The organism is Chitinimonas viridis (assembly GCF_030409555.1).
Taxonomy (GTDB): domain Bacteria; phylum Pseudomonadota; class Gammaproteobacteria; order Burkholderiales; family Chitinimonadaceae; genus Chitinimonas; species Chitinimonas viridis.
The window spans coordinates 299,903-321,878 of sequence record NZ_JAUFPU010000004.1; the positions used below are offsets into that span (position 1 = coordinate 299,903).

The following is a 21,976-nucleotide window of genomic DNA, read 5'->3' on the forward strand; positions in this document are numbered from 1 at the left end:
GCACGACTCCATCAACGCAGCATGAACTTCAGCAAGCGTTCCACTCTGGGCCCATAGGGCGGGCGCAAGAGCCAGGCACCGTTGAAACGGCTCTGCGCAAATATCGGCTTCATCTTGGAGAAGGTCTCGAATCCTTCGTGGCCGTGGTAGTGACCCATGCCAGAGGGGCCGACACCGCCAAACGGTAAATCGTCCTGGCCCACGTGCATCACGGTTTCATTGACACCCACCCCGCCCGAGATGGTGTTGCTGATCACCTGGCTGATACGCTGGTTGTCGTAATCGAAGTAATACAGCGCCAGCGGCCGGGGATGCGTGTTGACATAGTCTATGGCCTCGTCCAGCGTCTTGTAGGTCAGCACCGGCAGGATGGGGCCGAAGATCTCGTCCTGCAGCAGCGTCATCTGCTCGGTGGTATCGAAAACCAGGGTAGGCGCCACCTTGCCGGTAGCCGGGTCCACCTCGGCCAGCGGCACCACCCGTGCGCCTTTCTCGGCGGCATCTTTCAGGTAGCCCTGCAGGCGGTTCAGGTGGCGGCCGTTCACCACGGCGGTGTAGTCGGGATTGCGGCCGGCATCGGGATACCATTTGCTCACCACATCCCGTGCCGCAGCCAGGAATTCCTCCTGCTTGCCCTCGGGCAGCAGTACATAGTCCGGCGCCACGCAGGTCTGGCCGGCATTCAGGCATTTGCCATACATCACGCGCTCGGCAGCAGTCTGGATGGGGAACGACTCATGCACGATGGTCGGCGATTTACCGCCCAGTTCCAGCGTGACTGGCGTCAGGTTGTCGGCAGCGGCACGCATCACATGCTTGCCCACGCTGGTCGATCCGGTAAACAGCATATGGTCCCAGGCATAGCCCGAGAACACCTGCGCCACCTCGGCACCGCCATTGATGACAGCCACCTCGTTCTCGTCGAAGTACTGGCCTATCAAACGGCGGAAGGTCTCGCCCAGGCGAGGTGTGAATTCCGAAATCTTGACCACGGCGCGGTTGCCGGCAGCCAGGGCTGCGGTCAGTGGGCCTACGGCCAGGAACAAGGGGTAGTTCCACGGTACGATGATGCCCACAACGCCCAAGGGCTGGGGCACGACCCGATTGCTGGCCGGCTTGAACCAAATCGACACACCACGGCGTCGGGGCTTCATCCAGCGCCCTAGCTTGGCCAAGGCATGGTCCACGCCCCCCAGGCTGGGGAATATCTCCAGCAGACGGGTCTCATGGGCCGAGCGGTGGCCGAAATCAGCCGAGATGGCAGCGGCGATTTCGTCGCCGTGCGCCTGCAGCACATGGCGCAACCGGTTCAGTCGATCCCGCCGCAGCGCTTCTGGCGGATAAGGCATGGCGGCATAGGCCTCGCGCTGGGCTTGGTAGACCTGGCGCAGGTGGGCCAACTCGGCCTGGGTTTCATGGGGTTCGAATTGAGCTTGCATATTGTTGTCTCCTCATCGGAGGCCCGGAGTAATACGGAGCCCCCACTTCAGCGCTTTGCCCGGCAATACCGGACGCTAATTCTCTGCATCAAGTCCACGCTGTATCGCTGATACCCCCAGCCCTCGTCGCATCTAGCGCGCCGATGGGTGGCAGCTCTACCGTCAATGCCGGCCAGCAGACCAAGCGCCTTTGCTACGCTCGGCAGCAATTTTAGAGCAAACGCTTGATCAGCCGTTCCCCCTTCATCAGCAGGCGGGCGAAAAGCCGACAATAGGCACTGCAGCCCGCGCCAGTGCTCACCAGTGCCGTATCGCTACTGCAACAGCCACGACCCGCAGCCGGGCAGATTACGCAATTTTGCGTATTCAAGCCGCGCAGCCCCCTCCCTATAGTTCGTCCCATACCGCAGGCGCCATGGGTGCCGCGCACTCAACTCAATCAAGAGGACGAAATCATGCTGAGCGATCTCTGGCGCGTCATGGTGGCTTTATGCGATTACCGCGCCTGGTGGCGCAAACTCACCGGTCGCCCCCTGGTCGACGTGGTGTTCATCACCAATCTACGGGACGAAGCCGAGCGTGAACGGTTCTTCGGCCATCGTGTGCCCGTACTGGGCCACGCCAACGGCCCTCGCATCTACCAGAACGGCGTGGCGGGGCGCGTGCGCGGCATCTACAGCACTGCAGCCGAGATGCTGACCAAGGAAGGCCGCCGGTTAGCACGGGCACAATGTATCTCCGCCTGCGAGTGGGCAGAACACAATGGCGCCAAGGTAGTTTTGCTGGCGGCATCCACCAAACGTCTGTTTGGCCGGGATGGCGCGATACTGAAAGAGCGCTTCCCCAATCTGCTGTTTACCATCGGCGACAACGGCACAGCACAGATGCTGTGGGTGGATGTGGAGCGGGCCTTACGCAATGCCAAACTGGACCAGCGCAATGCCCGTATTCTGCTGATAGACCCTTACGGCCCCCAAGGCGCCTGCATGGCCCGACGGCTGCTGCAAGCCGGTTACCGCGTGGTGGCCTGGTGCAGCAACGACACCACGCTGGCCGATATTCATGCCGAGACCGGCATGGAAATCACCTCACGTATAGAAGATGCCGGGCAGGTAGACGCCGTGGTCAGCTGCACCCACAGTGTCTCGGCCAGACTGGGTGTCTATGGTATTACCCGCCTGCGCCACAGCCACCGCAAGTTGCTGGTCATCGATGCGGCGGAGCCCGCCAGCCTGGATATCGATGCCTATGCCATCTGCCTTGAAGAAGTGGTACGACAGGATGCCGGCAAGGCCTACTCCAGCCAATTGCACTATGTCCTGGGCGGCTGGTCCCGGCGCCTGCTGATGTTGAGCCGTGGCGTGGTGTTCGGCGGCTACGCCGAAGCCCTGGCCCTGTACCAAGCCATCCATCAACTGGGGCAACACGAGCTGGCACAGATGGATTGGTTCGAGGTGGATTGCCCCCGCATCATCCAGATAGGCACCGTGCTCACCTATGCCGGCTTCGCGCCGCCAACACCAGCTTGCTTCGGCAAGCGGGTGGACGATTTCGACCTGGCCTACGCCAACCGGCCCATGACCGCCTTCACACCCATGAGCGGCAACACCCTGCCCATGATGGCATCAGTAAGGAATTAGCACGCCAAATACACTACCCCGACCACGTACCGACCGTATGCTCAGCTGGTATCCCGACTGCTCACACAGGGCCTGCACGATATGCAGGCCCAAGCCGTGCCCCTGGCGTTCGGCCGCCAAGGTACCGGTCTGCTCAAACGGTGCTAGCAATTGCTTCTGCAAGCTGGTATCAAAACCCGGCCCTGTATCGAGCACCTGTATCTCCAGCCCCAGGGGGCGGCGGCGTACCCCAAGCAAGATCTCACCCCGCTCGGTGTAGCGCACGGCATTGCCGACCAGATTATCCAGTATGCGTGTCAGCACCAGGCCAGAACCGGCAATGGTGGCGCTGCTGGGGAAGTAGCGCAGGTACAGTCCCTTGCGCTCGGCCGCATGCTGGTGGCGGGTGTGCGCCTGCACCAGCAGGTCTTCCAGGTTCAATCCTTGCTGCCGGCTGGCGAAACCCGCCTTGGCTTCTGCCATCAGCGACTGCAGCAGCGATTCGGTGTAGTCGAGCGCCTTGTCGATATGCTGGGTAGCCGCCTCATTACCCGCCTGCGCGCGCAATGCTGCCAAGGCAAAGCGGATCGATGACAGCGGTTGCGAGAGATCATGCCCCGCCGCCGCCAGTTGCAGCTGCTGTTGCTGGGCAGCCTGTAGCGCCAGGTGCTTGTCGGCCTCGGCACGGGCCAGTTGCTCCGCCTCCTCCAGCCTGTGCCGCAGCGCAGCCTCATGCCTTTGGCTCAGGCTATGCAACTGCTGCCCCAGCGCCAGGGCAAACAGTACTGCCTCCAGCAGATAGCCCAATTTGGGGTAAACGAAGACGTTTACCCCCGGCCAACTCCATACCCCAGATACACCAAAGCTGAACAGGACGTTCATGAACACGGCCAAGCTGATGGCGCCAGCCAGGAAATGCCCCGCTGCCGGTAGTTGCCTGCGCCATACCTGCACGCCCACCCATACCGGCAAGGGCATGAACAGCAACGAGACCAGCAGCAGGGGCCACGCCAGGTCTGCCCCCAGGAAGGCGCCCAACCCCAAGAGCAGCAGCACCGCATAGGCCTGATAGCCACGGTACAGCGTGGGGAAGCTCAGGTTGAGCTTGAACAGGCTGGTGGTGAACAGGATATGCGTGAGATGTACCGCCACCACCAGCACGGCAGGTGCGTACTGATTCCATTGCCCAGCCCCAGGCCAGAGCAACGCAAAGTTGTAACCCTCGATCTGTAGCAGGAACAGCACCACAAACAGCAGCATCAGGGCGTAGTAGCGATACGCCTCCCGCCGCAAGGCACGGTACTGCAGCAATGCAAACCCCAGCAATGCCAGCAGCACGCCCACCAGCACACCATTGAAAAGATTGCCCAAGCCCAGAGTCTGGGCGAACTCGGCTGGCTCCTGCAATGCCAGTTGCAAGGGAGTATCGCCATGGATGCGATAATGCAGATACAGCGTTGCCGCTTCACCGGCCGCCAGGCTGACCGGCACCGCCAGCATGCGCGAGGGCACGCTGCGATCGGTAAAGCGACTATCAGGCCGCAAGCTGACCAGTTGCTCAGTCTGCGCTCGGCTGATCTGGTATGCCTCCAGCCGCTGGATGTCGGGCACACCCAGGTTCAGCAACCACCGGCTCGGCTGGCTGCTGTTATTGTGCAGTTCCAGCCGAAGCCAGCGTCCACCTGGGCTGAGATCGGGCTTGCGCTCGATCAGCGGACGAAACCGTGCTCCAGGCGACATGGCTTCCGCCAGCGTCGCCGCCGGTACCTCGCCCACGTAGAATACCGTATGCCGCCGCAATTGCTCGGCAGTGGGCAGTGGGTGCAAGGGCAAGGGCAAGGGTGTGGCACCCAGCGCCACCGGGCAGGTCATCAACAACAGCAGGCAGCAATAGAGGAGTCGGGGCATGAAGCATCACGCTAACGGGAACAAGACCAACCCAGGCCGGCAAGGAGACTGAGCAATGCGGCTTATTCTAGCGGACGACCATGTCATTTTCCGCGATGGCCTCAAGCTCCTGCTGTCACAGACTACCGATTTTCAGGTGGTGGCCGAAGCCGGCGAGGCCAGCGTACTCAACGAGCTGGTAAGGCAGCACCAGCCCGACCTTCTGGTGATGGACTATCACATGCCCGGCAATGATGCTGGTGCAGTCCTGGCCTATCTGAAACAGCGCTACCCCGCGCTCAGGATAGTCATGCTGACAGCCGCCCAATCAGGCACCTTGTACAAGCAACTGGTGGACGCCGGTGCCGATGGCGTACTGCTGAAGGAAGGCTCCGCAGAGGAGCTGCTCACCGCCCTGCGCCGCATCGCCCGGGGTGAGCAGGTGCTGGCTGCCTTGGTGCGCGAGAAAATGCAGGCCGCCGATGTCCAGCTGACGGCACGCGAGTTCCAGGTACTGGAGATGCTCTGCAGCGGCCACTCCAGCACCCGTATCGCCGAACGCTTCTCGCTTTCGTCCCGCACGGTCGACAAGCACCGCGAAAACATCATGCGCAAGCTGGAGGTCAACAGCACCACCCAGTTGCTTAACAAAGTGACGGAACTGAAATTGCTCTGACCCCCAGGTCAGTAAAGATGGCGCTCCTGCTCCATAGGCGCGAAAATACCGCGCTACCACTTGGCTTCACACATTCATGCTGATCGATTTCTTCTACCAACTGCGCGACGCCAAGCTACCCGTCTCGGTCAAGGAATTCCTGACCTTGCTCGAGGCGCTGGACGCCCGCGTGGTCAACGGCAGTCTGGATGACTTCTACTTTGTCTCCCGCGCCATCCTGATCAAGGACGAGAAGTATTTCGACCGCTATGACCAGGTATTCGGCCGCTACTTCCAGGGGGTGGAAACCCTGCTGGAAAAGCTGGAAACCGATATACCGGAAGACTGGCTCACCAAATTGCTGGAGAAACAGCTGAGCGAGGAGGAAAAGAACCAGCTCAAAGGCATGGGTTGGGACATGTTGATGGAAACACTGAAGCAGCGCCTGGCCGAGCAGAAAGAGCGCCATCAAGGCGGCAACAAGTGGATAGGCACGGGCGGCACCAGCCCCTTCGGCGCCTATGGCTACAACCCGGAAGGCATACGCATAGGCCAGGATGGCTCACGCCATCGGCGCGCAGTCAAGGTATGGGATGAGCGGGAATTCAAGGATTTTGACGACAGTCAGGAGTTGGGCACCCGCAATTTCAAGGTGGCCCTGCGTCGCCTGCGCCAGTTCGCCCGCGATGCCGAGGCCAATATATTGGACATAGACGCCACCGTACGCGCCACCTCCGACAACGCCGGTTGGCTCAAGCTGCAGTTCCGCCACGAGCGGCACAATGCCGTCAAGGTACTGCTGTTTCTGGATGTAGGCGGCTCCATGGACGACCACATCCAGGTATGCGAAACGCTCTTCTCGGCCGCCCGCGCCGAATTCAAGCACCTGGAGCAGGTTTACTTCCACAATTTCATCTATGAATCCGTCTGGCGTGACAACAAGCGCCGCCACAGCGAGCACCAAGCCACCTTCGATCTGCTGCACACCTATCCCGCCGACTACAAACTGATCTTCGTGGGCGATGCCACCATGAGCCCCTACGAGATCGAGTATCCAGGCGGCTCGGTGGAGCATATGAACGAAGAACCCGGCCGCGTCTGGCTGCAGCGCCTGCTGGATCGCTATCCTGCTGCCGTCTGGCTCAACCCGGTAGACGAGCGCTACTGGGAGTTCACCGAGAGCGTACGCATGACTCAAAAGCTGATGGGAGGGCGCATGTACCCGCTCACCCCCGCAGGGCTGGAGACAGCCATGCGCAAACTGCAGTCCGGCAGTTAAGTACCTGAGCAAAAGCCTTTCGTCGCAGCACTGCTGTCGGCCTCCCGCCGCCACTGCCCGGGCGGCATACCAAAGCGCTGGCTGAATCGGCGGGTAAATGCAGGCTGGTCTCCATAACCCAGGCGCTGGCCAATCTCCGCCAGCGGCAGTCCCTGCCGGGCAAGCAGGCCAATCGCCGCATCCAGCTTCAGCCGGTTATGGTACTGGTGCGGCGTATCGCCAAACGCTTCGCAGAACAGGTCGTGAAAACGCCGCACGCCCCAGCCAAAATGGGCCGCCAGTTCAGCCGTGGCAATCGGATGCTCCAATCGCCGACGCAGATAAGCATCGATCTGCGCTACCGGAAAGCCACAGCCCTCTCCGACATCCCCGCCCAGGCTCTGCGATACGGCACCAGCCAAGCCAACCGCCAATTGCCAGTCGTACTGACGCTTCCGTAGTGCGGGACCGTGCGGCAGCTTGTCCAGCCAGCGCCGCAAGGCCGGTGTGATGGCAAAGGCGCGGGGCCGCCTGAATAGCGCAGCAGGTACCGCCACCGAGGCCACGGGCATATCCACCACCAACTGGCAGTTATCGCCCTGTCCGGCAAACTCATGCCGGCAATCCGCTGGCACGATCACCCCATGCAGCACGCTGGCCTGAAACTGCCGTCCGTGCATTTCCAGCGCAGCGCTGCCACGCAGGCCCAGCAGCAACTGGCAGTAATCATGCCTATGCCCATCTGCCTCCTGGGCATAAACACGCCGCTCCACCAGCGGGTCGATTGCATTGGTTAGCAGCGGTTGCAAGTCCTTCATCCCCATGGTTGCACAGCAGCACGCCAGACCTGAGCGTACCAGCCTATCGCAGCAGTGTAAGTGGGTTCCCCAACCCTGGGTAGACCAAGGGTCGGGCGGTGAGCCGGCCCAGCGAATGTGCAGCCGGCCGACGGGTCAGGGTGACGACAGCAAGTGACTCAGGGCGCGCTCCAGTCCAGCATCGGTCGATGTACGCATGCTATCAGGGTGGAATGGGACTGCAATGTCGACCGGCACACCTTTACCTTCCAGCCACTCCCCATTGGGCATCAGGTAAAACTCATTGGACAGCGAAAAAAAGATGTCACTGGTCAGCCGCTTGCTGAGCGTGTTCGAAAAAGCACCGCCGCTGGCCTCGCCGATCAACGTGGTGTTAGGCCTATTGCGCAGGGTCATCGCCAGCACTTCGGCAGCACTGAAGGTACTGTTGCTAGTCAACACCACCACCGGCCCACCATACTGCTTCAGCCCACCCGGCTCGAGATACACCCGCTGCAGGTGCGTCCGCCCATCTCCCAGTCGCGCCTGTTTGGAATAGGCATGCCACCGCTCAAGGGCAAAGCGGCTAGCGATAACCAATGCGTTATCGTCATGGCCTCCCTGATTGAAACGCAGGTCAAGCACCACGCCGCGAGCCTGCAGGCTATCGGCAACAAACTCATCCATAGCAGCCTTCAGCACCTGCAAATCATCACCCAGTTCTTCGGTACCTCCGAAGCCGTAGGTGCTGCGTACCTGCAAATACGCAATATTGTTGGGGGCGGTAAACCACATCAGCTGATTATTGCCGCGCAACTTGATCTTCTCTGGCTGCACGGCATAGGCAAGGCTGGTGGCCATCATGTCGGCGGTGCCCTCTTCCACATAGGCAAGGGCGGCAGCCTGCTGTGCCTCATCCAGGGGGAGGGATAATCCCTGTTCGCGCAGATACTCATCCAGCAGCACTTCGGTAAACTGCGGCTTACGGGTGTGGGTAATGCTGCGCGCCCCCATGAAAAGACTGACATGCCCATCCTGCAGCGGCTCGATCAATTCTCCCAGCAACTCGAACAGTTGCTCGTCTGTGGTCTGCGCATGAACCTGCGCCCGCAAACGTAGGTACTGACCCACCCAGTCAACCCGGCTCAGCTTGAAATCGTGGTAGTACTCATTGAATGTATGCCAAGCCAGATCGAAGTCGCGTACCGGATCGCGCGTGTAACCCGGCTGCCCTGCCACCGGCCAGCGCAACTTGCCGCAGCTTTCCGGCAGCGCCGGTAAGCGCTGCCCAAGCAGGCCCGGGCTCTGTTGCTGATCAGTCTCAACGCGCTCCAGCGCCATGCCATCAGCCGACAAGCGATGCTGTTGCTGCAGATCGGCCAGCGTCGCTCCGTCTCGGGTTTGATTGATCAGGCAACCCTGGCTGGTCACGTCATACAGCGTCACCCGGTAACCATGGGCCTCGCGGGCAATCTGCTGAATATAGCCATAGCCTGGGTATTGCCATGTACCTTCGAGGCTGCGGGCAGGCTGGGGACGTTCGGTCGGCGAAGTGGCATTGTCATTGCAGGCAGACATACCCACCAGCAGAGCCAGGACGACAAGATTTCGGTGCAACATCGGTTCGCTCCATCAGTGCAGGACAGGGTGCAAATGATGGCGCTAGCTGAAGGTGCAGGTTTTGCGATGCTGTAAGCAGTTGTGAACGCGCTGTCACATCTGTAGGCGGTATCAGGGTTAGTATCCGCCCGAACATGAGATTCAGGAGTTCGACGGGATGGCCCGTATTCTTTATGTCGAAGACGACATCAAGCTGTCAGCCTTGATTCGCGACTACCTGTCGCTGCATGGCTTCGAGGTGTATTGCCTGCACCGTGGCGATCAAGTATTGCCCTGGCTAGCCCGGCAGCAGGCGGACTTGCTGCTGCTGGATCTCATGCTGCCAGGTCTGGATGGATTAGAGGTCTGCCGCCAATTGCGGGCACAGCAAACGCTGCCCATCCTGATGCTGACGGCGCGTGGCAACGACATCGACCATGTCCTCGGCCTGGAACTGGGTGCTGACGACTACATCATCAAGCCGGTCGAACCCAGAGTACTGGTGGCCCGGATCAAGGCAGTGCTGCGCCGTCAGGCTGGCGCTGGCAGCGAAGTGCTTCGCCTGGGACAGCTGAATCTGGATCGAGTCGCGCGCCGTGCCACGCTGGGTCAACTGGAGTTGGAACTGACCAGCAGCGAGTTTGAATTGCTGTATTTGCTGACCAGCAAGGCCGGTACTGTCCTGAGCCGTGATGACATCATCAACCACCTGCGCGGCATAGATTTCGACGGCCATGATCGATCGGCCGATGTACTGGTGTCGCGCCTGCGCAGAAAACTCGGTGACGATCCGCGTGAACCACGCTGCATCAAGACGGTGTGGAATCGTGGTTATCTCTTGCTGCCGCCGGAGGAACAGCGCTGATGTGGAAATTGTTCTTTCGCCAGCTATTGCTCATCCTGTTGCTGGTACCCGCAGCGTTGGCCGGCATGCATTGGATAGCCCTGAAGATGGTTTCAGAACGGGAGCAGAACTACGCCCAGGCCATCTACCTGGGGCCGATGCGCATGATGGAGGCCAACCTACTGGCGGGCGCTCACGATAAAGCAACCCTGCTCAGCAACCTGCGGCAGATGCAGACCCTCCTGGGCGAGGTCCAGCTGAGCCTGCATCCCTTGGCCGAGTTTGGTGTGGAGCAGCAGCACATATTGCGGCAAGGCCGCGTGATCTATCTGAGCGAATCCGGACGGGACAGGGTCTTTTACCGTCTGCAGGGGCGGGAGCAGGTATTGGTCATCCATATACCGCCAGAGCCGCAACTGGCCGACGCCATCCTTGCGGTCTACCTGGTAGTGGTGCTGGTCATGGCGCTGGCCTTATACCTGGTCCAGATCCGCCCCTTCTGGCGAGACCTGCAGCACTTGCGATCCGTGGCGGCCAAGCTGGGAACCGGAGACTTGCAGGCGCGTGCGGAGACACTGTCAGCCGCATCCGGCATGGGGCCGCTGGCAGTGCGGATCAATGAGATGGCCGATCGCATCGAGCAGTTGGTGGCGGCCCAACAGGATTTGCTGAACGCAGTAGCGCATGAATTACGAACCCCATTGGCCCGCGCCCATTTTGCGCTAAGCATGCTGACCATCGACACCGAGGAGCGACAACAGCGCCTGTACCGTGGCCTGCGCGATGATCTGGACGAGATGGGGCATTTGACCAGCGAACTGCTGGGCTATGGCCGGCTGGATGCCCGTAGTGGACCACTGGCACTGGAAAGCGTGACAGCGGACAGGCTGGTGGTACGGGCCAGCCAGTCGCGATTGCTGCGACATAAGGTAGTGCTTGAGCTGGAGCCCCTGCCGCTCAAGGTCGAGCCGGCCTTGATGGTGCACGCCTTGGGCAATCTACTGGACAATGCCGACCGCCATGCGCGCAGCCAGTTGCGCATCTCCACCCACAGCGCAGCAGGCGAAATCTGGATTGCTGTTGAGGATGATGGTGAAGGGATCGCCCAGGCGGACAGGCTGCGGATTTTCGAGCCTTTTGTAAGGATTGATGCCAGCCGTAACCGGGATACCGGGGGAGCAGGACTGGGTCTGGCCCTGGTCAAGCGCATCGCAGAGCGGCATGGCGGACGCGTATGGGTAGAAGCTGCTGCACCAGGCCCAGGCGCACGGTTCGTGTTGGCTTTACCGTCGGCAGGCCATTGATCCAGCCTACGGATTCGCAGCCTTGCTGGCGACGTGCGCGGCGAAAAGACTTTTCTTTGAACCTGTTCACGATCTTCTCGCCGAGGTGAAAAATTCGTGAACAGGCTTCTGGTGCTGCAAGCAAGCTGAGATTTTTGGTAGCGCCCCACGGTGTACATTTCTCTTGCAATTGTTAAATGATAACCATTATCATTCAATGCATGAACTCAAGCACCCTGACCCTAGGCAAGACCGCCAGCCAGACGCCCAGGCTACGCCTTGAACTGCGTAGCCTGATGCAAGGGCGGCAAGAGATAGAGATCAGCCATCAAGGCGAGGTCTATCGCCTTCGGCTGACCCGCAACGGCAAACTGATACTGACCAAGTAGCTATCGAAGTATAAGGCCGCATGCACCTTCCCAGGAGCAACCGCGTCAAGCCGGACCGAATACGCTTCACCCTCTCCATGACGATGTAGCCAGCCCGCCAGCTCACGCCGGCCAGCCAGCCAATTTCCCGCTCCCGCCGCTTGATGGCGGCGGGGCGATTTTTTGGATGCTGAACCTGATGACTGGCAAGACCCTCACACGCTTGACACCCCTTGCAGCCTTGCTGGCAGCCCTGCCGCTGACACCCGCGCTGGCCGATAACGCTGCAGATATTACCGCCGCCGATACCTTGCCGGCCGTTTCCGTCACCGCCACACGGCTCGCCAAGGACGCCGATAGCGTCGCCCCCAACACCGCCGTCCTGTCCACCCAGGGTGATGGCGCCGGTACTGCCCGTAACCTGCAAACCCTGCTCGGCGACGAACCTGGTGTCGATGTCAGCCGCGATCCTGTCCGACGGGGGCTGGGTTCTATCGCTATACGCGGCCTGGACGGTAACCGCATATTGCTACAGATCGATGGTATCTCCCTGCCCTCACTGTATGCAGGCGGCGGTGCTGCCATCTCTGGCCGCGACATGGTGGAGATCGACACCCTGAGTGCCGTCGAAGTCGTGAAAGGCCCCTACTCCGGCCTGTATGGCGCCGATGCCATTGCTGGCGTGGTGGCCTATCGCAGCCTGGCGGTGGAAGACCTGCTACAGGCAGGCGATACCGTAGGCGGCCAACTGCGTGCCGGATACTATGGCGCGGACAGCAGCAACAAGTTGGGGGCCTCGGCGGGCTTGCGCAGCGGGCAATTCAGCGCGCTGTTCAGCTATACCCGCCGGGCGGGTGAGAACACCGAAAGCATGGGTACGGATGGCAGCGCCTCCGACAGGCGCACTGTCGCCAACCCGCTGGATTGGGACAGCCAGGCCTTGCTGGCCAAGCTGGCGTGGTCACCCGCAGCCGGTCAAAGCCTGAGCCTGACCCACGATATCTTCCGGCGTGACCAGACTGGCGACTTTCTCAGCAATCGTAGCGCAGCCTTGCTGTCCCAGACCGCCAGCGATAAATCGCGCCGCGACCGCACCAGCCTTGCCTATGACTACAGCCGTAGCGGCAGCGGCCTGGTGGGCGCCCACTTCCAGCTCTACACCCAATCGGGCGAGAGCCGCGAAAACGGCCTGGAGCAGTTGCCAGGCAATATCAGGCGCTCCAACCAGTCCGGCTTCGAGCAGGAAGGCTGGGGCCTGAATGCCCAGCTCACCCACAGACTGGATCAAGGCAGCCTGCTGCACAGCGTGGTATGGGGCGCCGAGTACAACACCACCGAGACCAGCCGGCCACGCTACCGCCTGCAAACCAACGCCAACGGCTCCAGCACCACGGTAGTGGGGGGCGAGCAGTTCCCGCAGAAGACCTTCCCCGACAACAACAGCAAGCGCCTGGGCCTGTTTGCGCAGGACGAGATCACCTTTGCCAGCGGCATGACCCTGACCCCCTCGCTACGCTACGACCATTACACCCTCACCCCCAAGCCCGATGCCCTGTTCGCCGCCGCCAATCCACGCGGCCTGAACGTGGCCGAATACAAGGACAGCGCCATTTCGCCCCGCCTGGCGCTCAGCCTGCCGCTGGCAACGGGCTGGACCGGCTTTGCCCAGTTGGGCACCGGCTTTCGTACCCCCAACTTCGACGATGCCATGCTGGTATTCAGCAATGCCGCCCATGGCTACGAGGTCCTCCCCAACCCCGCCCTGAAGTCCGAGAAAAGCCGTAGCCTGGAACTGGGCAGCCGCTACCGCTCCAGCCAGCTGGAGTTGGCCGCAACCTACTTTCAGAGCCGTTACAGCGACTTCATCGAGAACGTGCTGGTATCGCCACGCGACACCAACGGCAATGGCATCAACCTGGAGTACCAGGCACGCAATATCACCCGGATGCGCATCCAGGGGGTGGAATTGAAAGCCTTGTGGCGCATGACAGATGCCTGGCATGTGCGCGGTGCACTGGCCTACGCCCGTGGCGACAAAACCAGCGAGGCCAAGCCTTACGACGGGGTGGAACCCTTGAACGGCCAATTGGCACTCCACTACCAAGGTAGCCGCTGGCAAACCGCACTGACACTGCGCGGTGCAGAAAGCAAGGACAGGCTCAGCAGCAACACCCTGTTCGCCGCACCCGGCTATGGTGTGCTGGACCTGAGCGCCAGTATGGAACTGGGGCCGGATGCCACCCTCAGCGCTGGCTTGTACAACCTGGCCGACAAAAAGTACTGGCTCTGGAGTGATGTCAGAGGCCTGGTCGTCAGTGGCCGAGGCAGTGTGGCAGCGGTACTGGACCGCTACACCCAGCCCGGCCGCAACGGCGCCATCAGCTTCGAATATCGTTTCTAAGAGCCTGTTCACGATTTTCTACCGTGTACCACGGCCAGGCCCGCCTCAGCGGCCACGCAGCGGGGCGCACCGTCCGGGAAGCCGGTGCGCCCCAAAGCGTCTTTCCATTGTCAGCAATACCGGAGAGTCACCATGAATGCATCCACCCTGTGGCAGAACTATCTGCACCTGAAAGCCGGTGAACCCAAGCTGCGCGCCCGAGATGCAGCCGCCCGGCTAGGCGTAACCGAGGCCGAACTGGTCGCAGCCGATCCACTGTCCATCACCCTGTTCCCCAAGTGGGCCGATATCCTGGGCGAGCTGGAAAGCCTGGGCGTGGTCATGACGCTGACCCGCAACGAGGCGGCGGTACACGAGAAAACCGGCATCTATGCCAATGTCAGTATCCAAGGCGAGATCGGCCTAGCGCTCAATCCGGAGATCGACCTGCGTTTCTTCCTGCAAAGCTGGCGTTACGGTTTTGCCCTGCGTGGTGAGCGACCCTCGCTACAGTTTTTTGATCGGCATGGCGATGCCGTGCATAAGGTGTTCCTGACAACAGAATCCAACCAGGCCGCCTATGACGAGCTGGTATCCCGCTATGCCAGTTGCCACGCCACGGTTGAGCCCGATCGCCGGCATGAGCCCGCAGCGGAACAACCTGACACAGCCGTGGATACCACGGCCTTCCGCCAGGGTTGGCTCAATCTGGCCGACACCCACGAATTCTTCCCGCTGATGCGGCGTTTCAACCTGACCCGCCCCCAAGCATTGCGCCTGGCACCGGTCGGCTATGTACGGGCGGTGTCGCTGGAATCCGTCTCATTATTGCTGCATGCCGCTGCGGAGCAAGACCTACCCATCATGGTCTTTGCCGGCAACCAGGGCTGCCTGCAGATACACACCGGGCCAGTGAAGAAGGTAGTCGCCATGGGCCCCTGGCTCAATGTGCTGGATCCAGGCTTCAATCTGCATCTGCGCATGGACCTGTTCGACACGGCCTTCGTGGTGCGCAAGCCTACCCGTGACGGCGAAGTCACCTCGCTGGAATGCTATGACAGCGATGGTCAATTGATCGTGCAGTACTTTGGCGAACGCAAGCCAGGGCGGCCCGAATTGCCCGGCTGGGCCAAGCTGGTGCACGGCCTGCCAGACAGGGAGGCGCGCCATGTTCACTAAGCGGACACTGACACGCGGCCTGCTACTAAGCAGCCTGCTGCTGGGCTGCACCGCCCAGGCGGCAGAGCGGCTGGTCATACTGACCAGTGATATCGCGGAGATCGTCGTGGCCCTGGGCCATGCGCCCGATGTGGTGGGCCGCGACCGTTCCTCCCGCCAAACGGCACTGGCCCACGCCACCGACATCGGCCTGTCACGCGGGGTGGCCGTGGAGTCGGTAGCCCGGCTCAAGCCCAGCCTGGTGCTGGGTAGCCCCATGGCCATGCCCGATGGCATCTGGCAGCAACTGAGTGGCCTGGGTATCAAGGCAGTCAAGCTCGGCACGCGCGAAGATGGTAGCGACTACGCCAACACCATACGGCGGGTAGGTGGCCTGATCGGTGCCGACGCCGCCGCCAGCAAGCTCGCCAGCGATTGGCAGCATGCCATGCGCCCAGCCCCCTCCATCGGCCGTCGCGTGTTGATCACCTATGAGGGCAAGACGGTTGCCGGCAGCGATACGCCGGCAGATGCGCTGATACGGGCAGCCGGTGGCATCAACGCTGCGGCTGGCGTCAGTGGCTACAAGCCGCTGGATCCGGAAGCCATCGCCAAGCTGGCACCAGAGTTGATCCTGGTGGCAGACCATAACCGGGCGGTCTATGGCGGGCTGGAGAGCTTCAAGCGGCGGCCCGATATCGCGGCGACACCTGCGGGCCAGCACGGCCGCGTCTATGAAGTGCCGGTACAGGATTTCTTTGTCGTCAACCTCAGCAGTCCTGCCGCTGTGCAGAAACTGCGCACCCTGCTCTAGGCCTCCCCATGCTTGATGCACTGGAACTCAAACCCTTCGTGCCCTCCAGGGATTTCGACCTCAGTTGCCGGTTCTATCGCGATCTTGGTTTTGAGGAACGGTTGGTTGGCGATGAACTCGCCGAGTTCAGCCTGGGTGCGCAGGCCTTTCTGCTGCAGGACTTCTATCGCAAGGACTGGGCACAGAACTGCGTGCGGCATCTGCTGGTGAGCGATGCCCGTGCATGGTGGCGCCATATCAAGCAACTGGAGCTGTTTGACCGCTACCCCGGTACACGTGGGACACCGCCAGAGGACAAGCCCTGGCACATTTGCCAGTTCTCCCTGGTCGATCCTTGTGGTGTCCTGTGGCACATCGCCCACCCAACGCGCTGACTATGCCCACCACCCGCGCCTATTGGTTACGCCGACCCGGCCGTCCGGCCCGATTACCTGCCACGGGCAAGTGGCACTACCTGGCCTGGCCCGTGCTGGCCACATGCCTGCTGTTCTTCGCCGTCGGCTATGCCGGCGACGGCTGGGCCTGGCCCGATATCAGCGATCCGCTGGTCAGCGGTCTGCGCTTGCCACGCATCGCCGCAGCCCTGATCGTGGGTGCCGCCATGGCAGCCAGCGGCGCCGCGCTGCAGGCGCTATTCCGTAACCCCCTGGCCGACCCCGGCCTCATCGGCACCGCCAGCGGGGCGGCCCTGGCCGCCGTTGCCGTCATGGCGCTGCACCTGACCATCCCACTGCCCATTGCCGCCTTTGGCGGCGCCCTGCTGGCCACCTGGCTGCTGCTGGTACTGGTCAAGCTGGTCGGCGGCGGCAATATCAGCCTGCTGCTGATGGGCCTGATGCTGGGTAGCTTTGCTGCTGCTGCCACCAGCCTGCTGCTGTTCCTGTCCGATGACCTGGCCCTGCGTAGTGCGCTGAGTTGGCTGTCCGGCCAGTTGGGCACTACCGTGGGCGCACCGCTGTTTTGGGCCAGCCCTGTGGCCCTGGCTGGCATCGTCCTGCTGCTGGCTTTGGGGCGTGATCTCGATTGCCTGTTGCTGGGCGATGAAGAAGCCACCAGCCTGGGTGTCAACGTGGAGCGGGTACGTCTGCTTACCGCCATCGGCGCCGCCATGGCTGCCGGAGCCGCAGTCTCCATCGCTGGCATCATCGGCTTCATCGGCATGATGATCCCCAATGCCTGCGCTCTCTGGCTGGGCGGAGGAAGGCGCCAGCTGATTTTGGTCTCAGCCCTCAGTGGCGCCGGCTTCCTGCTGCTGATGGATACCCTGGCGCGAGGTATCGCCTACCCCATCAATCTGCCGGTTGGCCTGCTCATCGGCTTTATCGGACCTGTGTGTTTCGTCTGGCTGCTCCGTCGCCGAACCGGGAGTCACGCATGAACGCCCCCCTGCCTGTCCAGTTCCGCCCCGCCGCCTTTGCCGATGGCCTGCTGCAGTTCAGCCAGGTGGGCTATCGCCAGGGCAATCAAAGCTTGCTACAGGATATAACCGGGCATATCCCGGCCGGTAGCTTCACCGCCCTGCTCGGCCCCAACGGTGCCGGCAAAAGCACCCTGCTGCGGCTGCTGGCCGGCCTGCTGCCTCCTACCCGGGGCGATGTACGGCTGGCCGGCCTGCCCTTGCACAAGATGGACACGCCGAGCCGCGCGCGCCAGCTAGGCTGGCTGGGGCAGTTCCCTACCCATGACCTGCCGCTGACCATAGAACAATATGTGCTGCTTGGCCGCCGCCCTGCCCTGGGCAGCTTTGGCAGTCCTAGCCCGGACGACCTGGGGCGGGTGGGTGCAGCCCTAGCAGCATATGACATCAGCCATCTGGCGCAACGACGCTGGGACGGCCTGTCTGGTGGCGAACGGCAACGTGCCGGCCTGGCCCGGCTACAGGCACAGGACGCGCCGATATGGCTGCTGGACGAACCGACCAACCACCTGGATCTCAAACATCAGGCGCAGCTATTCCGCCGCCTGCGGAACGAAGCTACCCACGGCCGCACCGTGATCGCCGTGCTGCATGATATTGCCCAGGCAGCCCGCTGGGCAGATCAGGTACTGCTGCTGGGCGGCGGCCGCCTGCTGGCGCAAGGGCAGCCAAGCGAAGCACTCTGCCCCAGCAATCTTCGCCTGGCCTACGACTGCCCCTTGCAGCTGTGGCAGAGCGCCAACGGCCATTGGCATGCCTCGGTAGAGGGCTGAACCCCGCCGAGCGGAGGAGCGCCACGCCAGGCTCGCCACTACGTCGGCCCCATCCGACCACTTATCCCAACGGTATGTGCAAGTAAGATCAAAGCGCATATAGTTGCAGCTTTATCCTGTACAGCCGCACCGTCGGAGATTCAAACTTGGCCCACTCGCCGATAGACTCGGTCCCCCCTACCGCAGCACCCGCACCAAACAAGCCCAGCCTGATGGGCAACCTGCTGATGAACATCATCATTCCAACCGTCATCATGACGCAGTTGAATGACGAGAATCGCCTAGGTCCTGTCTGGAGCATGCTGGTCGCCCTGATGTTTCCACTCGGTTACGGCATCCGTGAATACCTGACCAGCCGCAAGACCAACTTCATTTCCATCCTGGGCCTGATCTCCATCATGCTCACCGGTGGCATGGCATTGCTCAAGCTGCCGCCCGAATACATCGCCATCAAGGAAGCCGCCATCCCCACCCTGCTGGGCTTGTTGACGGTCATTTCCATCAAGACGCCTTATCCGCTGGTACGTACCTTCCTCTACAACGAGCAGGTTCTGCAGGTAGACAAGATTGCGGCAGCCCTCAAGCAATACGGCAATGAGCGCCGCTTTGACCAGGTACTGACCAACAGTTCCTGGCTGATCGCCTCGTCCTTCCTGCTATCAGGCGTGCTCAACTACGTACTGGCCAAATGGATAGTCGTCAGCCAGCCCGGCACCCCAGCCTTCACGGCAGAACTGGGCCGCATGACCCTGTTGAGCTACCCCGTCATCGTGTTGCCCAGCACCCTGGTGCTGGCGGCCACACTGTATTACCTGATCAGCAATATCGAGAAGCTGACCCATATGGCCATGGCCGATATCATGCAGGCCACTTGAAACCGGGTGTCGCAACCCCATCTACGGCAAATTGAACCCAGAGGACGCACCATGTTCTATGCCATTACCGGCCGGGATGTCGCTGACTCGCTGGCGCAGCGGCTTGCCAACCGGCCTGCCCATCTGGCACGCCTGAACCAGTTGCAGGCGGAAGGCCGCTTGCTGCTGGCCGGGCCTTTCCCTGCCATCGACTCTCCCGACCCTGGCCCAGCCGGCTTCAGTGGCAGCCTGATCGTAGCGGAGTTCGCCGATCTTGCCGCCGCCCAAGCCTGGGCAGATGCCGATCCCTACCTGGTGGCCGGTGTTTATGAAAACGTGGATGTACGACCTTTCAAAAGGGTGCTACCTGCATGAACATTCCAGACCAAATCCGTGAGAAACTCGCGGTTTTGAATCCGCAGCTGCTGGATTTGCGTGATGACAGCGCAAAACATGCAGGTCATGCTGGCGCAGCATCGGGTGGCGGGCACTATCGCCTGCAGATTGTGTCCGAGCGCTTTGTCGGCCTGACATCGGTGGCACGCCACCGTTTGGTTTACGAAACACTGGGTGAGATGATGCGGCGCGAGATCCATGCGCTCGCCATCGAAGCCCGGACCCCGGGCGAAGCCGCGAGCTGAACCTTACCCGGTTATGCAGGTGCATCTGCACCCGCGAACCTTGAATCTGCAACTTACCCCCTCAAAGAGCCAAGAAGGACGTATTCGATGCAAACCAAGATTTTCGCCCCCGCACTGATCGCCGCGCTGCTGGCCGGTGCCACCATCGCTGCTGACAAGCCGGTGGCCGTGGTCAATGGCGTCGCCATCCCGCAGAGCCAGATGGACTACATCCTCAAGGAAGTCGCTACTCGCGGCATGAAGGACAGCCCTGAGCTGCGCGCCAAGATCCGTGAAGATCTGATCACCAAGGAAGTGATTGCCCAGGAAGCCAACAAGCAAGGCCTGGCCAAGAACCCTGACGTGCTCTTCGAAATCGGCATGGCATCGCAAAACGTTCTGCTGAAGGCCTACGTCCAGAACTACCAGAAGACCAACGCCATCTCGGAAGCCACCCTGAAGGCCAAGTATGACGAAGAAAAGGCCAAGATGGCCAGCCAGAAGGAATACAACGTTCGTCACATCCTGGTGAAGACCGAGAAGGAAGCCAACGACGTTATCGCCGCGCTGAAGAAGGGCAAGAAGTTTGAAGACCTGGCCAAGGAAAAGTCGCAGGACCCAGGCAGCAAGGACAAGGGCGGCCTGTATGAGCGCGTGCAACCTGGTGCCATGGTGAAGGAATTTGACGAAGCCATGCAGAAGCTGGCCAAGGGTCAGATCACCCAAACCCCGGTCAAGACCCAGTTTGGCTACCATGTCATGAAGCTGGACGACGTCCGTGCAGCCCAAGGCCCGTCCTTCGACGAAGTGAAGGGCGCCATCCAGCAGCAACTGCAAGGCCAGGCACTGGACAAGCTGATCGCTGATCTGCGCGCCAAGGCCAAGGTCGAGTAATCCTCGCCCAGCCGGTTCCACCAAAGGGCCTCCTGGGGCCCTTTGTCGTTTTTATCAGGAGGAAAACATGGACATGAAGAAGATCGAAGCCGTCATCAAGCCATTCAAGCTCGATGAAGTGCGAGAAGCCCTGGCCGAAGTCGGCGTGACCGGCCTGACCGTCACCGAGGTCAAAGGCTTTGGCCGCCAAAAAGGCCATACCGAACTGTATCGGGGTGCCGAATACGTGGTCGATTTCCTGCCCAAGGTAAAGATCGAAGTGGTCATCACCAGCGACAAGGTCGAATCCGCCATTGATGCCATCGTCAAAGCTGCCCGTACCGGCAAGATAGGTGACGGCAAGATCTTCGTCAGCCCCGTGGAGCAGGTTGTGCGCATACGCACCGGCGAAACCGGTGCCGACGCAGTGTAGTGAATGGATAACAGGCCCGCACAAGCGGGCCTGAACCTACCCTGCTACGCCCATGCCTTGTGCAACCAGGATAGGCGAATAGGCAAGCGATGAACTACCCAGGCTCAATGCCGGCCATCATCCCAAGAGCAAAGCCGGGTTGTAGTCGCATAAGCCCACGATCCCACCTGGCCATTGGCGGTCAGTCTGACCCTGAATGTTGCAGTGCCTCGTCCGGAGCGGAATTCAAACTGCGTTCCCGACGGTACAAATTGCCCTGTGCTGAATGGATCCAATTCAATCTCAGCTGTGGCCGGTGATGGCGATGCGCCAGAAGCATCGCTCCAGACTATCCAGCCGTTATGCAGCTTGGAGTGGCATTCACGATCTTGTACGGAGACGTTCGGAAAAGGTTGCTTAGGCACCATGGTGCAGGTTTCACCATTAGGCCGGCGTTCCACATGGGAAAAAGGAACCTGTGCATGACAGAATTGGCTTCTATCCGGGGTATAAAGCGTCACCCAAGCACTCATGGTTTTTTCTTGGTAGCCGAACAGGGTGCCATTACTAGGGAAGCTACCGTACATGCATGATACCGTGCCCGCGTACCAGAAAACATCCAGCGTACTCGGTGCGCACTTCTTGACATAGTCGTCACCGGGCGCAGCCAGTGCGCTGCAGCCTAGCAAAGCCATGGCCACCGTGCCCAAAAGCTTATTCATTGAATCTCTCCTTCATATTTCCGTTTGGCTATTTGTTGTAATAGCGGCTAAAAAAACAGCGTAGCAGTTCTGGCCAGGCGTGCGTGCGCAGGCGCGCGCAGCTGACAGTACGTGGGTACGGCAAGCTCGCACAACAACGCCAGAAAGGTTTTGTTAGCCGCTCTAAGTACCATCAGCCCATCACAAGGTCGGCTATGGCGCCAC

At 61.1% G+C, this 21,976-nt stretch carries 22 protein-coding genes; 17 read left to right on the forward strand and 5 right to left on the reverse strand.

What is annotated here, in order from left to right:
* Positions 1 to 11 precede the first annotated feature (11 nt).
* Entirely contained in the window at positions 12 to 1,439 is a 1,428-nt protein-coding gene (locus QWZ03_RS05500; RefSeq protein ID WP_290331811.1) for a coniferyl aldehyde dehydrogenase, read from the reverse strand.
* A gap of 419 nt (positions 1,440 to 1,858) precedes the next feature.
* Here QWZ03_RS05500 and QWZ03_RS05505 point away from each other — a divergent pair, with 419 nt between their 5' ends.
* Positions 1,859 to 3,079 carry a hypothetical protein gene (locus QWZ03_RS05505; protein ID WP_290331812.1) on the forward strand — a complete coding sequence of 407 codons (1,221 nt, stop codon included), beginning with the start codon at positions 1,859 to 1,861 and terminating at the stop codon, positions 3,077 to 3,079.
* On the opposite strand, the gene QWZ03_RS05510 is transcribed toward QWZ03_RS05505, so the two are convergent.
* Positions 3,065 to 4,966 carry a sensor histidine kinase gene (locus QWZ03_RS05510; protein WP_290331813.1) on the reverse strand — a complete coding sequence of 634 codons (1,902 nt, stop codon included), beginning with the start codon at positions 4,964 to 4,966 and terminating at the stop codon, positions 3,065 to 3,067. The genes QWZ03_RS05505 and QWZ03_RS05510 overlap by 15 nt on opposite strands.
* A 55-nt stretch (positions 4,967 to 5,021) precedes the next feature.
* Between QWZ03_RS05510 and QWZ03_RS05515 the strand changes: the two genes are divergently transcribed.
* A complete protein-coding gene (locus tag QWZ03_RS05515; RefSeq protein WP_290331814.1) occupies positions 5,022 to 5,621 on the forward strand; it encodes a response regulator in 600 nt (199 codons plus the stop codon).
* Between the two features lie 76 nt (positions 5,622 to 5,697).
* Positions 5,698 to 6,879 (forward strand): vWA domain-containing protein, encoded by a 1,182-nt coding sequence (locus QWZ03_RS05520; protein WP_290331815.1) that lies wholly within the window; start codon positions 5,698 to 5,700, stop codon positions 6,877 to 6,879.
* Here the strand turns inward: QWZ03_RS05520 and QWZ03_RS05525 are convergent.
* Together QWZ03_RS05525 and QWZ03_RS05530 are read right to left on the reverse strand one after the other, a co-directional pair.
* Positions 6,876 to 7,667 (reverse strand): AraC family transcriptional regulator, encoded by a 792-nt coding sequence (locus QWZ03_RS05525; protein WP_290331816.1) that lies wholly within the window; start codon positions 7,665 to 7,667, stop codon positions 6,876 to 6,878. The two genes, QWZ03_RS05520 and QWZ03_RS05525, sit on opposite strands and share 4 nt — an antisense overlap.
* Positions 7,668 to 7,811: 144 nt before the next feature.
* Positions 7,812 to 9,275, reverse strand: a complete 1,464-nt coding sequence (locus tag QWZ03_RS05530) for a S41 family peptidase (RefSeq protein ID WP_290331817.1) — start codon at positions 9,273 to 9,275, stop codon at positions 7,812 to 7,814.
* Positions 9,276 to 9,432: 157 nt separating this feature from the next.
* Between QWZ03_RS05530 and QWZ03_RS05535 the strand changes: the two genes are divergently transcribed.
* The 14 genes from QWZ03_RS05535 to QWZ03_RS05600 all read left to right on the forward strand — a co-directional run bounded on the left by QWZ03_RS05535 (position 9,433) and on the right by QWZ03_RS05600 (position 21,071).
* On the forward strand, positions 9,433 to 10,119 hold the full coding sequence (locus QWZ03_RS05535; RefSeq protein ID WP_290331818.1) for a response regulator: 687 nt from the start codon (positions 9,433 to 9,435) through the stop codon (positions 10,117 to 10,119).
* On the forward strand, positions 10,119 to 11,402 hold the full coding sequence (locus tag QWZ03_RS05540; RefSeq protein WP_290331819.1) for an ATP-binding protein: 1,284 nt from the start codon (positions 10,119 to 10,121) through the stop codon (positions 11,400 to 11,402). Before QWZ03_RS05535 ends, QWZ03_RS05540 begins: the two co-directional genes overlap by 1 nt.
* Before the next feature lie 200 nt (positions 11,403 to 11,602).
* The gene (gene hemP, locus QWZ03_RS05545; protein WP_284197587.1) at positions 11,603 to 11,770 is read left to right on the forward strand and encodes a hemin uptake protein HemP; all 168 of its coding nucleotides are present in this window, start codon (positions 11,603 to 11,605) and stop codon (positions 11,768 to 11,770) included.
* Between the two features lie 166 nt (positions 11,771 to 11,936).
* Entirely contained in the window at positions 11,937 to 14,150 is a 2,214-nt protein-coding gene (locus tag QWZ03_RS05550; RefSeq protein ID WP_290331820.1) for a TonB-dependent hemoglobin/transferrin/lactoferrin family receptor, read from the forward strand.
* A 132-nt stretch (positions 14,151 to 14,282) separates the two neighbouring features.
* Entirely contained in the window at positions 14,283 to 15,308 is a 1,026-nt protein-coding gene (locus QWZ03_RS05555) for a hemin-degrading factor (protein WP_290331821.1), read from the forward strand.
* Entirely contained in the window at positions 15,298 to 16,101 is an 804-nt protein-coding gene (locus QWZ03_RS05560; protein WP_290331822.1) for a heme/hemin ABC transporter substrate-binding protein, read from the forward strand. Before QWZ03_RS05555 ends, QWZ03_RS05560 begins: the two co-directional genes overlap by 11 nt.
* A gap of 8 nt (positions 16,102 to 16,109) precedes the next feature.
* Positions 16,110 to 16,475 (forward strand): VOC family protein, encoded by a 366-nt coding sequence (locus QWZ03_RS05565; RefSeq protein WP_290331823.1) that lies wholly within the window; start codon positions 16,110 to 16,112, stop codon positions 16,473 to 16,475.
* Positions 16,476 to 16,477: 2 nt separating this feature from the next.
* Complete coding sequence (locus QWZ03_RS05570; protein WP_290331824.1) at positions 16,478 to 17,479, forward strand: FecCD family ABC transporter permease; 1,002 nt, start codon at positions 16,478 to 16,480, stop codon at positions 17,477 to 17,479.
* A complete protein-coding gene (locus QWZ03_RS05575; RefSeq protein ID WP_290331825.1) occupies positions 17,476 to 18,291 on the forward strand; it encodes an ABC transporter ATP-binding protein in 816 nt (271 codons plus the stop codon). The genes QWZ03_RS05570 and QWZ03_RS05575 overlap by 4 nt, the downstream gene beginning before the upstream one ends.
* 146 nt (positions 18,292 to 18,437) lie before the next feature.
* Complete coding sequence (locus tag QWZ03_RS05580) at positions 18,438 to 19,166, forward strand: VC0807 family protein (RefSeq protein ID WP_290331826.1); 729 nt, start codon at positions 18,438 to 18,440, stop codon at positions 19,164 to 19,166.
* A gap of 51 nt (positions 19,167 to 19,217) precedes the next feature.
* Entirely contained in the window at positions 19,218 to 19,520 is a 303-nt protein-coding gene (locus QWZ03_RS05585) for a YciI family protein (protein ID WP_284197595.1), read from the forward strand.
* The gene (locus QWZ03_RS05590; protein ID WP_284197596.1) at positions 19,517 to 19,786 is read left to right on the forward strand and encodes a BolA family protein; all 270 of its coding nucleotides are present in this window, start codon (positions 19,517 to 19,519) and stop codon (positions 19,784 to 19,786) included. Before QWZ03_RS05585 ends, QWZ03_RS05590 begins: the two co-directional genes overlap by 4 nt.
* Positions 19,787 to 19,873: 87 nt before the next feature.
* Positions 19,874 to 20,659 carry a peptidylprolyl isomerase gene (locus tag QWZ03_RS05595; protein WP_290331827.1) on the forward strand — a complete coding sequence of 262 codons (786 nt, stop codon included), beginning with the start codon at positions 19,874 to 19,876 and terminating at the stop codon, positions 20,657 to 20,659.
* Between the two features lie 73 nt (positions 20,660 to 20,732).
* Complete coding sequence (locus QWZ03_RS05600; RefSeq protein ID WP_284197598.1) at positions 20,733 to 21,071, forward strand: P-II family nitrogen regulator; 339 nt, start codon at positions 20,733 to 20,735, stop codon at positions 21,069 to 21,071.
* Between the two features lie 104 nt (positions 21,072 to 21,175).
* Here the strand turns inward: QWZ03_RS05600 and QWZ03_RS05605 are convergent, their stop codons facing one another.
* Positions 21,176 to 21,772 (reverse strand): hypothetical protein, encoded by a 597-nt coding sequence (locus QWZ03_RS05605; protein WP_290331828.1) that lies wholly within the window; start codon positions 21,770 to 21,772, stop codon positions 21,176 to 21,178.
* Positions 21,773 to 21,976: the final 204 nt, after the last annotated feature.

What these genes read in the sequence shown, in the direction of transcription:
- QWZ03_RS05520 (WP_290331815.1), top strand. Translation starts at nt 5,698, where the DNA reads ATGCTGATCGATTTCTTCTACCAACTGCGCGACGCCAAGCTACCCGTC.
- QWZ03_RS05575 (WP_290331825.1), top strand. Translation starts at nt 17,476, where the DNA reads ATGAACGCCCCCCTGCCTGTCCAGTTCCGCCCCGCCGCCTTTGCCGAT.
- QWZ03_RS05515 (WP_290331814.1), top strand. Translation starts at nt 5,022, where the DNA reads ATGCGGCTTATTCTAGCGGACGACCATGTCATTTTCCGCGATGGCCTC.
- QWZ03_RS05595 (WP_290331827.1), top strand. Translation starts at nt 19,874, where the DNA reads ATGCAAACCAAGATTTTCGCCCCCGCACTGATCGCCGCGCTGCTGGCC.
- QWZ03_RS05530 (WP_290331817.1), bottom strand. Translation starts at nt 9,275, where the DNA reads ATGTTGCACCGAAATCTTGTCGTCCTGGCTCTGCTGGTGGGTATGTCT.
- hemP (WP_284197587.1), top strand. Translation starts at nt 11,603, where the DNA reads ATGAACTCAAGCACCCTGACCCTAGGCAAGACCGCCAGCCAGACGCCC.
- QWZ03_RS05585 (WP_284197595.1), top strand. Translation starts at nt 19,218, where the DNA reads ATGTTCTATGCCATTACCGGCCGGGATGTCGCTGACTCGCTGGCGCAG.
- QWZ03_RS05605 (WP_290331828.1), bottom strand. Translation starts at nt 21,772, where the DNA reads ATGAATAAGCTTTTGGGCACGGTGGCCATGGCTTTGCTAGGCTGCAGC.
- QWZ03_RS05565 (WP_290331823.1), top strand. Translation starts at nt 16,110, where the DNA reads ATGCTTGATGCACTGGAACTCAAACCCTTCGTGCCCTCCAGGGATTTC.
- QWZ03_RS05560 (WP_290331822.1), top strand. Translation starts at nt 15,298, where the DNA reads ATGTTCACTAAGCGGACACTGACACGCGGCCTGCTACTAAGCAGCCTG.
- QWZ03_RS05540 (WP_290331819.1), top strand. Translation starts at nt 10,119, where the DNA reads ATGTGGAAATTGTTCTTTCGCCAGCTATTGCTCATCCTGTTGCTGGTA.
- QWZ03_RS05500 (WP_290331811.1), bottom strand. Translation starts at nt 1,439, where the DNA reads ATGCAAGCTCAATTCGAACCCCATGAAACCCAGGCCGAGTTGGCCCAC.
- QWZ03_RS05570 (WP_290331824.1), top strand. Translation starts at nt 16,478, where the DNA reads ATGCCCACCACCCGCGCCTATTGGTTACGCCGACCCGGCCGTCCGGCC.
- QWZ03_RS05535 (WP_290331818.1), top strand. Translation starts at nt 9,433, where the DNA reads ATGGCCCGTATTCTTTATGTCGAAGACGACATCAAGCTGTCAGCCTTG.
- QWZ03_RS05510 (WP_290331813.1), bottom strand. Translation starts at nt 4,966, where the DNA reads ATGCCCCGACTCCTCTATTGCTGCCTGCTGTTGTTGATGACCTGCCCG.
- QWZ03_RS05550 (WP_290331820.1), top strand. Translation starts at nt 11,937, where the DNA reads ATGCTGAACCTGATGACTGGCAAGACCCTCACACGCTTGACACCCCTT.
- QWZ03_RS05600 (WP_284197598.1), top strand. Translation starts at nt 20,733, where the DNA reads ATGAAGAAGATCGAAGCCGTCATCAAGCCATTCAAGCTCGATGAAGTG.
- QWZ03_RS05590 (WP_284197596.1), top strand. Translation starts at nt 19,517, where the DNA reads ATGAACATTCCAGACCAAATCCGTGAGAAACTCGCGGTTTTGAATCCG.
- QWZ03_RS05555 (WP_290331821.1), top strand. Translation starts at nt 14,283, where the DNA reads ATGAATGCATCCACCCTGTGGCAGAACTATCTGCACCTGAAAGCCGGT.